Annotated in this window: 6 protein-coding genes; all 6 read left to right on the top strand. The window is 40.1% G+C overall.

What is annotated here, in order from left to right:
* The first annotated feature begins 10 nt into the window (after positions 1 to 10).
* The 6 genes from KTR06_RS22265 (at position 11) to KTR06_RS22240 (ending at position 12,374) form a co-directional block, all read left to right on the top strand.
* A complete protein-coding gene (locus tag KTR06_RS22265) occupies positions 11 to 2,206 on the top strand; it encodes a surface glycan-binding family protein (protein WP_055235957.1) in 2,196 nt (731 codons plus the stop codon).
* 26 nt (positions 2,207 to 2,232) lie between these two features.
* Positions 2,233 to 5,388, top strand: a complete 3,156-nt coding sequence (locus tag KTR06_RS22260) for a TonB-dependent receptor (RefSeq protein WP_215708296.1) — start codon at positions 2,233 to 2,235, stop codon at positions 5,386 to 5,388.
* A gap of 17 nt (positions 5,389 to 5,405) precedes the next feature.
* On the top strand, positions 5,406 to 7,088 hold the full coding sequence (locus tag KTR06_RS22255) for a RagB/SusD family nutrient uptake outer membrane protein (protein ID WP_055235959.1): 1,683 nt from the start codon (positions 5,406 to 5,408) through the stop codon (positions 7,086 to 7,088).
* A 203-nt stretch (positions 7,089 to 7,291) separates the two neighbouring features.
* Complete coding sequence (locus KTR06_RS22250) at positions 7,292 to 8,596, top strand: DUF4995 domain-containing protein (protein WP_217290817.1); 1,305 nt, start codon at positions 7,292 to 7,294, stop codon at positions 8,594 to 8,596.
* 59 nt (positions 8,597 to 8,655) lie between these two features.
* A complete protein-coding gene (gene hepC, locus KTR06_RS22245) occupies positions 8,656 to 10,656 on the top strand; it encodes a heparin-sulfate lyase HepC (protein WP_087323742.1) in 2,001 nt (666 codons plus the stop codon).
* Positions 10,657 to 10,757: 101 nt separating this feature from the next.
* On the top strand, positions 10,758 to 12,374 hold the full coding sequence (locus KTR06_RS22240) for a sulfatase (protein ID WP_008021433.1): 1,617 nt from the start codon (positions 10,758 to 10,760) through the stop codon (positions 12,372 to 12,374).
* Positions 12,375 to 12,427: the final 53 nt, after the last annotated feature.

The following is a 12,427-nucleotide window of genomic DNA, read 5'->3' as shown; positions in this document are numbered from 1 at the left end:
ATCATATAATATGGAATCTAAGTTACTAAAAAACATTTCACAGTTTTTAGGTGCCTTGATGACAGTTGTATTAGTTATGACTTATACATCCTGTTCAGATGAGGATACCACTGACACTACCGGTTTTGCACTTTATTATTTAGGCATGACCGATATAGGCCCATCCATGAGTGGAATAATTTCAGAGCCTTCTTACAAAGGAAGCGTACCGTCTGACTTCACAATTACAGGTATCACATTAAATGGTGAGTCCTATACTGGCAATGACTTTATTATCAATAAAGAAACAGGCGCAATTGAAATCAACAGTGCAAAAGACACACCTGTTGGTTTATATAAGATATCAATATCATGCATGGCTGGTGGTTCATACCACGAATATAAGGATATTGTAGTAGTAAATATGATGAAGTCGGTCCCTGATGGCATTATAATAGAGCCCAATGAAATTCAAGTGGAGTACAGCATCGTTTCAGATGCAAAAAGCACAGAGGAGCTTCCTACTGCACAAGTAAAAACCGACGGTAATCATGTATCGATTACCAAATATGAAATTGCAAAAAGTGAAATATCATCATTCTTTAAAATCTCTCAAACTGGAGAAATTACTATTGTAAGAGGAAGCGATATCGCACCTGGTATCCACACTCTTTCTTTAAAACTGACTACAGGTGCATCCTCTGAAGATGAAGGTATCTTCGAAAATGCCTTAACGGTCAATATCACTTCCAAACCGCTAGGATTAACTTATGAGCAAAATGAAGGATTGATTGAAGTTGAATCACCTGAAGAACCAGAAACTACTTTCACAAGCGAAACACCTACTCTTAAAGGGTCATTAGAAAATATTACTTATTCGATCCAAAGCATTGAACCATCTACTGACAAAATAAAAATAGACCCGACAACCGGGGTTCTGTCTGTGGATAAGCATCATGGATTTGAGATAGGACAAAAGTATGTTATCTCAGTCAAAGTAGCCAACCAATTCGCACCTGATGGTATTTTATTTGAGGATATATATACCCTGAATGTAGTGAACCGAATTGTCCCAGTGGCAAACTTCGAATATCCAGCCATCTGTGAGATCTATGAATCATCTCCATTCACCGTTACACCTAATGAAGGATTGGAGGGTGATGCAATTACGTTCTCATTGAAAGATGACTTAAACAAACAGTTATCTATTGACAATAATGGAGTTGTGACTGCTAAGAAAGGACATAACATACCTGAAGGCAATTACACTGTCACAGTGATAGCATCGAATACTAAAAATTCAAAAGAAGCTTCATTTAATTTGAAAGTAAAGAATAATCCAAACAAGTTTACCTACATACGTTATGGTAACAATATAGGAGTAGATGATGCAACCAATGCAAATCAGTTTAGAATCACTGTAGATAAAGCAGCCAATGCTAATACAATTTTAAATAAATTTACAATTAATGCACCAAGCACCGATATTACAGGAAACAACGTACGTTGGAGCATTAGAAACGGAAGAAACTGTGACAAATTAGAAATTGACGAAAATGGTAAAATAACATTTAAGAATGCAGTTTGGTCTGTAGATAAAGACGGTTCCCCGGTAAATACTTCAGGTTTCTTCTTTGTAACAGCTACTGTTGGTGAAGATAAAGACTCTGAATTTTCATTGGAAGTACCTGTATTCATACATTATGATTTGGTTATTTCTGGTGTTCACGTATTGTATAACCCGTTTGTATTCCATGTAAATCCTAAAACGATTAGTAACAGTACTTATTCTGTTGCACCTAAAATCACAAGCAATGATTCTGAATTTGATGTATCCAAATTCACAATGGATTATAGACGTTCAGTCAATTATACAGCTCTAAGCGGTTCATTTACAAATGGTGATTCTAAAACCTCTAGCTTCTTGAATCCTCTTTGGGTTAAATATGTAGATGAGTCCGGTGTTAAAGGAGCAAATACCGGTTCCAGACACGCTATGTCCTATTATGCAAATATATCTGGTACTAATACCCTACATTATACATTAGGATATGCAGATCCTAGCAACGGGTTGGCATTTAAACTGAATCCGAACAAATGGGTTCTGAATGGAGAATACCCACATGGCATAGTAAGTTTCCAAATGACTATTAATAAAGAGAATAAAGATCCGCAATCAGGGCCAGGAGTATTCCCATTGACAATTTGGTTTGACCCTAACTTCTAAACACTAATTACGTAAAAAAAGAAATTATGTATAGCATAAACAATCTAATAAAATCAATAAGCATAAGAGGGTGGATTACCCTCTTAGCACTGATAATCACTGTCAGTGTACATGCTCAAGAATCTACACTTAAAGGTGTTATTGTAGACGAAACAAATACTCCTCTTATCGGAGCAACCATACAGGTAAAAGGCGGTTCCACAGGTGCAATTACCGATTTTGACGGCAATTTCACTTTAAAAGTAAAGAAAGGAGCTACTATTTCCATCTCTTATATCGGATATAAGACGCAAGAATTGAAATTCAATGGTCAGGGTTCTATCAATATAAAGATGGTTCCTGACAATCAAGCATTGGATGAAGTTGTGGTAGTTGGTTACGGTGCAATGAAACGCAGTGATTTGACAGGTTCCGTGGCTTCTGTAGCTGCTAAAGATATCGAAGGATTCCAAACAAGTTCAGTAGCAGGAGCACTGGGTGGTCAAATTGCCGGTGTTCAGATCACATCTACAGATGGTACACCAGGAGCTGGATTTAATATTAACATTCGTGGTGTAGGAAGTCTGACGGGAGATTCAAGCCCTCTTTATATTGTAGACGGCTTCCAAGTAGATGATATTGATCATTTATCAAATTCAGATATTGAATCAATCGAAGTGCTCAAAGACGCTTCATCATCTGCCATTTATGGTGCACGCGCTGCAAACGGTGTTGTAATGATTACAACAAAATCAGGGAAGAGCGGTAAGCCACAAATTAGTTATAACGGCTCGGCAAGCTATCGCAAAATCTCTAAAATGTTAGACGTATTGTCTCCATATGAATTTGTAAAGTTGCAAGGTGAAGTCAATACAGAGCTTTTAAAAAGCTACATTTCCGACAAAGAATACGATAATGACGGCAAATTTATGAAATATCGTTCGTTAGAAGATTATATTGGTGTAAATGGAGTAAACTGGCAAGAGGAAACATTCAATCCTACTTGGTCTCAAGACCATAATCTCTCTCTTAGAGGCGGTACTAATGACTCTCAATATAATGCAGCATTCTCACGATATGTAGAAAATGGTATTTTTAATAACAGTGGCTTTGATAAAACAACAGCCAAACTTCGTATCGATCAAAAAATCAGCAAAAGCGTGTCATTCAATGCTACTATCAACTATGCTTTAACTAACCGCAAAGGTGTTGGTACAACTGCCGATTCAGGTCGGTTCAATATGTTGGCTCAGATTCTTAGTGCACGCCCAACCGGCGGAAACAAACTAACTGATGAAGAGTTGTTGAATTCAGCTATCGACCCGGAAATGTTAGAAACGGGTGAAAGTCTGGCACAAGTTAATCCTGTAATGCAAACTCAATCGGTCACTAACAATAAACGTGCAGAAATGTGGTCGGGTAATGCATCTGTAAGCTGGCAAATTATCAAAGGACTTACTTTTAAAAGTGCTGGTACTTATAATACAACAAACAGCCGCACCAACATATTCTACAAGAATGGTTCTAAAGAAGCATATCGTAATGGTGAGCAACCATACGGACGCACAACCATGCAACGCGATGTACGTTGGACTAACTACAATACTTTATCTTGGAAACAAAAAATCAAGAAGCATAATTATGATGTTATGCTAGGTCATGAAGTTTCATACAAAAGTACAGAATATTTGCTGGGAGAAGCGATGGGATTCCCTTTTGACCAGATGGAAAATGACAATATGGGGATAGGTGCCACACCAAGTAAAGTTGAAAGTACTTATTACGATAAAACTTTATTATCATTTTATGCACGCGGAAATTACAACTATGACAACCGCTATTTATTTACGGCAACAGTACGTGCTGATGGTTCCACCGTGTTTTCTGCAAATAAGAAATGGGGCTTTTTCCCTTCTTTTTCTGCCGCATGGCGTGTGTCTGAAGAAGCATTCATGAAAGATATTCATTGGATTTCAAACTTCAAGGTTCGTTTAGGCTGGGGTACTGTAGGAAATGATAATATACCCAACTATTTATCACTGGATTTGTATGAAGCAAACAAATATGGTTTAGGTAATAGCAGCGTAACAGTATTGAATCCCAAACAACTTAGAAATAAAAACCTGAAATGGGAAGGCTCAAATACCATCAACTTGGGAGTTGATTTAGGATTTCTTGACAACCGTTTAAATGTTACAGCCGAATTCTTTATCAAGAACACCAAAGACCTATTGTTGTCTCAATCACTGGCACATATTACCGGATTTGATTCACAAATGCAAAATGTGGGAAAGATTCAGAATAAAGGTATTGAATTAAGTCTGAACAGCACCAATATTCAAACCAGAGATTTTACTTGGCAAACCAACTTCAATATTTCTTTCATCAGAAATACATTAAAGTCATTAGCGTCCGGAGTAGATTACATGCAGGCACGCTCTGGTTTCGACAGCAATTTTACCTCATACGATTATAGAGCTATTGTTGGTCAGTCTCTTGGTCTGATCTATGGATATGAGTTTGATGGAATCTATCAATATTCTGACTTTTATTCAGTTCCGGGTTCAAGCACATTGCAGTTGAAAGAGGGCGTAACAAGTAATCCGAGTCTTGGCAACAGATTAGCTCCGGGAGCAGTGAAATACAAAGATCAGGATGGTGACGGAGTAATTACGACCAATGACCGTACGGTTATCGGTAACGCTTTGCCTAAATGGTATGGAGGTATAACTAATACTTTCAACTATAAAGGTATTGATTTAAGTTTCATGCTTCAATTCAATTATGGCAATGATATTTATAATGCAACCCGCCTGTATGCAACCCAGACTAATACACAACGTAGAAACCAATTGGCAGAAGTAGCCGATCGGTGGAGTCCGACCAACGCATCGAACAAAGTACCTAGCTACAATGGGTATGTAGTTAATGACGTATACTCAAGATTTGTTGAAGATGGCTCGTTCCTACGCTTGAAGAATGTGACGTTAGGATATACACTTCCCCACAAATGGACTCGCAAGTTCCTCGTATCCAAACTTCGTGTTTATGCTACGGGACAAAATCTATTTTGCTTGAACAACTACAGCGGATATGATCCAGAAGTTAGTACAGCCAGCAAGAGTCCGATGACTCCCGGACTGGACTGGGGTGCGTATCCTAAGAGCAAAGTATTTACATTTGGTGTTGATATACAATTCTAATTTACGAGAAAAATAATATGAAAAAGATAATATATTACATAGCAATGTCTATCCTGTGCATTCTACCATTTTCATGCTCGTTAGATGAAGAGGCAAGAAGCGAAATGGAAAAGAAAAACTACATGAATAATGCGAAAGAAGCAAAAGATGTTTTGCTGGGAGTATACCGCACAACTATTGAAGACGCAGCTTACGGATACCACTTGTCGCTCTTGTTCAACATGGGAACAGATATATCCCAGGGAGAAGGTTCCGATATAACCAATTATCGTATCATCGCTAATAATGCTTTCCCTACTACTCAAGTAGAAATTCAACAAACATGGCAAGTTCTCTACAAAGGTATCTACAGAGCAAACGATTTTTTGGAACGTATCAGTAGAAAAATTGATAATTACAATGATACAGATAAAAAATTAGCAACTCTTTATATTGCTGAAGCCAAAGCGCTAAGAGCTATGTTCTATTTCGAATTAGTACGTCGTTATGGACATATACCTTTGATTACTAATACAGAAATGTCCTATCAAGCTCCTACTACTTATACCCAAGCTAGTCCCGATAAAGTATATGAGTTTATTGAAGATGATCTTCTATATGCAAGTGAAGTTCTGCCATACGCTGTTGACGATCAACTTCGTGAAAGTACAGCATATCGTTTCAGTAAAGGGGCAGCACTTGGCCTCTTGGCTAAAGTATATGCTACATGGGCGGGATATCCTGTACAAAACACTGCAAAATGGGAAAATGCAGCTAAAACAGCCCGCATTCTCATAGAGTCAGGAAAGCACTCATTACTTCGTGATTATGACAAATTATGGGATAATACTTGCAGCGGTGTATGGGATCCGAGCGAAAGTTTAATAGAAATATCATTTTACTCTCCTACTGTGTCAGGCTCAGGAGACCCCGTGGGACGTATCGGTAAATGGAATGGAGTAAAAACTACATCAATCGCTGGTGTACGAGGTAGTTGTGCCGGAAATATGAAGGTGGTGCATACATTTGTACTTGATTGGAGAGACAGTAAAAACGCTAATGATAAACGTCGTGACTTATCAATTGCAAATTATAAATACGATGATGATTACATATTATGGGTGAAAAACAAAGATAAAGATACAGAAGAATCTGCCAAATTAAAAGATCAAGATCCTACTCAAGGACAAAAAGAAAAACAAAACTATACCCCCGCAAAATGGGATCTTATTAAACATCAAAAGACTGGCGGTATTATCAATAATGACAAATCAAATGCAAACTGGTATTTCTTACGCTATGCCGATGTACTACTTATTTACGCCGAAGCCTTAAATGAATGGAAACATGGTCCTACAACGGAAGCGTATGCAGCTATTAATGAGGTTCGTCGTCGTGGATTTGGATACCCAAGTAATACAGGTAGTTGCGATCTTTCAAACCTAAATGAAGAAAGTTTCCGTGAAGCCATCAGAAAAGAACGCGCTTATGAATTAGCTTTCGAAGGACACCGCCGAATGGACTTAGTACGTTGGGGCATTTATTATGAAACAATACAAAAGACGAATACCGCACTAGCTAATTGGTGGGATTCAGCAGATACCTACAGATATCTGTTGTACAAATATACAGAAAAGAACAAACATGAGTTATTGCCTATTCCACAACGAGAAAAAGACTTATGTATTCAATTTAAACAAAACCCAGGCTGGGGTAAATAAGTAATTTCTCTTTAAAATAAAAGGCTTAATCCTCTCCAATATGCCTTAATTAGGGCATATTGGAGAAAATTAAAACCTTTTTCAACAAAATCAAAACTTGAAAAGCAGAGTTCAAACTCCTTTTGGACAATCCTGCAACACAAAGTTAAGCCTTTCCACTACTTTTGCATCAGTTACAAAACTTCTAAAAACAATCACTTAAAATGAATAACATGAAAATGAAACTTGTTCTCTTTGCTTCGGTTAGTATTGCACTCGCGTCGTGCCAGACAACCCCAAAGGAAGACTACAGTTGGATAAAAAAAGGACTGGATGTAGCTTCTGCCCAATTACAACTTTCTGCTGAAGAAGTTAGTGGTACGGGAATGTTGCCACGCTCCATCCGTACCGGCTATGACATGGATTTCCTTTGCCGTCAGTTGGAAAGAGATTCATCAACATTCAAAGATTCACTACGCGCACAACCCACTGCTGACCAGCTAGGCAAACGTCGCCTCTGCAACGTTTATGACTGGACGAGTGGTTTCTTCCCCGGCTCATTGTGGTACGCATACGAACTGACAGGAAACGATACACTGAAAACTCAAGCCATCCAATATACAAATCTGCTGAATCCGGTACGCTATTATAAAGGTACGCATGATTTGGGATTCATGGTCAACTGCAGCTATGGCAACGCAGAACGTCTTTCACCCAACGACACCATTGCTGCTGTGATGAGAGAAACTGCCGATAACCTCTGCGGCCGTTTCAACGACTCTATCGGCGCTATCCGTTCATGGGATTTCGGAACATGGAACTTCCCGGTTATTATCGACAATATGATGAACCTCGATCTTCTGTTTAATGTAGCAAAAGCGACAGGTGACAATAAATACAAAGACATTGCTATCAAGCATGCTATGACTACCATGAACAATCACTTCCGCCCGGATTATACTTGCTGGCATGTAGTAAGCTACAACAACGACGGAACTGTTGAACGCAAGCAAACTCACCAAGGCAAGAATGACGATTCTTCATGGGCACGTGGTCAAGCATGGGCTGTATATGGCTACACAGCTTGCTACCGTGAAACAAACGACAGTACTTTCCTGAACTTCGCTATCAAAGTAGCTGATATGATTATGGATCGCGTTAAAACAGACGATGCTATCCCCTACTGGGATTATGATGCACCTGTGACTGAAGAAACTCCACGTGACGCTTCTGCCGCTTCTGTTACCGCTTCAGCATTGATCGAACTAAGCACAATGGTTCCCGACGGACAAAAATATCTGGATTATGCGGAAAAGATTCTGAAGAGTTTGTCAAGCGACGCATATCTTGCAAAAGTGGGTGACAATCAAGGTTTCATTCTGATGCACTCTGTCGGCTCACTGCCCAACGGTTCTGAAATCGACACTCCACTGAACTATGCTGACTATTACTATCTGGAAGCATTGAAGAGATTCATGGAATTGAAGAAGTTGAGGGTTGAGAATGGAGAGTTGAGAGTGATCCAATAATACAAAAGCAAGAGTGTTCTCAATCGTAAATAGTAAATCGTAAAATCGTAAATTATATCATGAATAAAACTTTAAAGTATATCGTTCTGCTGGCAATCGCTTGTTTTGTAGGCAAAGCTAGTGCCCAAGAACTGAAAAGCGAAGTCTTTTCAATTCTTAACCTGGACTATCCGGGATTGGAAAAAGTGAAAGCTTTGCATCAGGAAGGTAAAGATGAGGATGCTGCCAAAGCATTATTAGACTATTACCGTGCACGTACCAATGTAAAAACTCCGGATATCAATCTGAACAAAGTGACTATCAGCAAAGAAGAACAGCAGTGGGCAGATGACGGATTGAAACATACATTCTTCGTACATAAAGGTTATCAGCCTTCTTACAACTACGGAGAAGACATCAACTGGCAATACTGGCCGGTGAAAGACAATGAACTCCGTTGGCAATTGCACCGCCACAAATGGTTCACTCCGATGGGAAAGGCTTATCGCATATCCGGTGACGAGAAATATGCTAAAGAGTGGGCACATCAGTATATCGACTGGATTAAAAAGAATCCGTTGGTAAAGATGGACAAAAAAGAATATGAGCTGTTAAGTGATGGAAAAATCAAAGGTGAAATAGAAAACGTACGTTTCGCATGGCGCCCGCTGGAAGTTAGTAATCGTCTGCAAGACCAGACTTCACAGTTCCAGTTATTCCTCCCTTCTCCTTCTTTCACTCCGGACTTCCTGACAGAATTCCTGGTAAACTATCACAAACATGCTATACATATCCTTGCTAATTATTCCGATCAAGGTAACCACTTGCTGTTTGAAGCTCAACGTATGATCTACGCCGGTGCTTTCTTCCCTGAATTCAAAGATGCTCCGGCATGGAGAAAAAGCGGTATCGATATTCTGAACCGTGAAATTCATGTACAGGTATACGAAGACGGCGGACAGTTCGAACTCGACCCACATTATCATCTGGCAGCTATTAACATTTTCTGTAAAGCTTTAGGTATCGCAGATGCCAACGGATTCCGTAAGGAATTCCCTCAAGATTATTTGGATACCATTGAAAGCATGATTATGTTCTACGCAAACATTTCTTTCCCTGATTATACCAATCCATGTTTCAGCGATGCTAAGTTGACAACAAAGAAAGAAATGGTGAAAAACTACAAAGCATGGAGTAAACTATTCCCCAAAAACCAGGCTATCAAATACTTCGCAACTGAAGGTAAAGAAGGTGCATTGCCGGATTATATGTCTAAAGGATTCTTGAAATCAGGTTTCTTTGTATTCCGTAACTCATGGGGAATGGATGCTACGCAAATGGTAGTAAAAGCTGGTCCGAAAGCATTCTGGCATTGTCAGCCGGATAACGGAACGTTTGAACTTTGGTTTAACGGCAAGAATTTGTTCCCGGATTCTGGTTCGTATGTCTATGCCGGTGAAGGCGAAGTGATGGAACAACGCAACTGGCACCGTCAGACTTGTGTTCACAACACAGTAACGCTGAACAACAAGAACTTGGATACGACAGAATCTGTGACTAAATTGTGGCAACCGGAAGGTGCTATCCAAACTTTAGTGACCGAAAATCCTAGTTACAAGAACCTGAAACACCGTCGTTCCGTTTTCTTCGTTGACAACACTTACTTTGTCATTGTAGACGAAATGATCGGTAGCGCCAAAGGTTCCATCAATCTTCACTATCAAATGCCAAAAGGAGAAATTGCCAACAGCCGCGAAGACATGACGTTCCTGACACAATTTGAAGACGGCAGCAACATGAAACTGCAATGTTTCGGTCCCGACGGTATGTCGATGAAGAAAGAACCGGGTTGGTGCTCAACTGCTTATCGCAAACGTTACAAACGTATGAATGTATCTTTCAACGTGAAGAAAGACGGCGAAGAAGCTGTACGTTACATCACAGTTATCTACCCAGTTAAGAAAAGCGCAGATGCCCCTAAATTTGCAGCTAAGTTCAAGAACAAAGCGTTCGATGAAAACGGACTGGAAGTAGAAGTGAAAGTAAACGGAAAGAAACAGTCATTAAAATACAAACTATAATAAAGCTGACTAAAAAGTCGGTCGCATCTCAATTTCTCCTCCTTCCGGAAGGAAGGGAATTGGAGATGCAACCGGCTTTTTAGTCACTCCCCTTCATCATTATGGAAAACTATTACACCCCCTCTGCCCTACTCCTCCCACTAGCTGCACTAAGTCTCGCTTCCTGCGGCAATCAAAAGAAAGAAGAGACCAGACAACCGAACATCATCTTCATGATGACGGATGACCATACCACTCAAGCAATGTCCTGTTACGGAGGAAATTTGATTCAGACTCCTAACATGGACCGGATTGCCAACGAAGGTATCCGTTTTGACAACTGCTACGCTGTCAACGCTCTTTCAGGACCTTCACGCGCCTGCATCCTCACCGGTAAGTTCAGCCACGAGAATGGTTTTACCGATAACGCCAGTACGTTCAACGGAGATCAGCAGACATTCCCCAAACTGCTTCAACAAGCCGGATATCAGACTGCAATAATTGGTAAATGGCATCTTATCAGTGAACCGCAAGGATTCGATCATTGGAGCATCCTTAGCGGCCAACACGAACAAGGTGACTATTACGATCCTGATTTTTGGGAAAACGGGAAGCATATTGTAGAAAAAGGATACGCCACGGATATTATTACTGATAAAGCCATTGAATTCCTCGAAGGTCGCGACAAGAACAAGCCTTTCTGCATGATGTATCATCAGAAAGCTCCGCACCGCAACTGGATGCCTGCTCCCCGTCATCTGGGTATATTCAACAATACTACTTTCCCGGAACCGGCTAATCTGTTCGACGACTATGAAGGCCGCGGAAGAGCAGCCCGTGAACAGGATATGTCTATCGAACATACACTGACAAACGACTGGGACCTCAAATTGCTGACTCGTGAAGAAATGCTGAAAGATACCACCAACCGTCTTTACAGTGTATACAAACGTATGCCTGTTGAAGTTCAGGATAAATGGGACTCTGTATATGCCGGACGCATTGCCGAATACCGCAAAGGTGACCTGAAAGGCAAATCATTAATCAGCTGGAAATATCAGCAATATATGCGTGATTATCTGGCGACAGTTCTGGCAGTAGACGAAAATATCGGCCGCCTGCTGAATTATCTCGAAAAAATTGGTGAACTGGACAATACAATCATTGTCTACACCTCCGACCAAGGTTTCTTCCTTGGCGAACATGGCTGGTTTGACAAACGCTTCATGTATGAAGAATGTCAACGCATGCCGCTTATTATCCGTTATCCGAAAGCAATTAAAGCAGGAAGTACCAGTAATGCCATCAGCATGAATGTGGACTTTGCTCCTACTTTCCTCGACTTTGCCGGAATAGAGATTCCATCAGATATTCAAGGGGCCTCCCTGAAACCCGTATTGGTGAATGAAGGCAAAACTCCTGCCGATTGGCGCAAAGCTGCTTATTATCATTACTACGAATACCCTGCAGAACATTCTGTGAAGCGTCATTATGGTATTCGCACACAAGACTTCAAATTGATTCATTTCTACAACGACATCGATGAATGGGAAATGTATGACATGAAAGCTGACCCAAGAGAAATGAACAATGTCTTCGGCAAACCGGAATATGCTGAAAAACAAAAAGAGCTGATGCAACTGCTTCAGGAAACTCAAAAACAGTATAAAGATACAGACCCGGATGAAAAGGAAAAGGTTCTTTTCAAAGGTGACAGAAGACTGATGAAAAATCGCTAAATGATAATTTTGCGGAGTGCCCTGAAAGGGCTTAATTATATAGCGTAGGGCAA

Origin of the sequence: Bacteroides sp. MSK.20.12, assembly GCF_019052435.1 — a bacterium.
GTDB lineage: Bacteria > Bacteroidota > Bacteroidia > Bacteroidales > Bacteroidaceae > Bacteroides > Bacteroides xylanisolvens.
The sequence above is the reverse complement of the archived record's forward strand: the minus strand, read 5'-3'. Positions and strand labels throughout refer to the sequence as shown.

Excerpts from the sequence above, each read along its gene's own strand:
- hepC (WP_087323742.1), top strand. The coding sequence starts at position 8,656 with ATGAATAAAACTTTAAAGTATATCGTTCTGCTGGCAATCGCTTGTTTT.
- KTR06_RS22265 (WP_055235957.1), top strand. The coding sequence starts at position 11 with ATGGAATCTAAGTTACTAAAAAACATTTCACAGTTTTTAGGTGCCTTG.
- KTR06_RS22240 (WP_008021433.1), top strand. The coding sequence starts at position 10,758 with ATGGAAAACTATTACACCCCCTCTGCCCTACTCCTCCCACTAGCTGCA.
- KTR06_RS22260 (WP_215708296.1), top strand. The coding sequence starts at position 2,233 with ATGTATAGCATAAACAATCTAATAAAATCAATAAGCATAAGAGGGTGG.
- KTR06_RS22250 (WP_217290817.1), top strand. The coding sequence starts at position 7,292 with ATGAATAACATGAAAATGAAACTTGTTCTCTTTGCTTCGGTTAGTATT.
- KTR06_RS22255 (WP_055235959.1), top strand. The coding sequence starts at position 5,406 with ATGAAAAAGATAATATATTACATAGCAATGTCTATCCTGTGCATTCTA.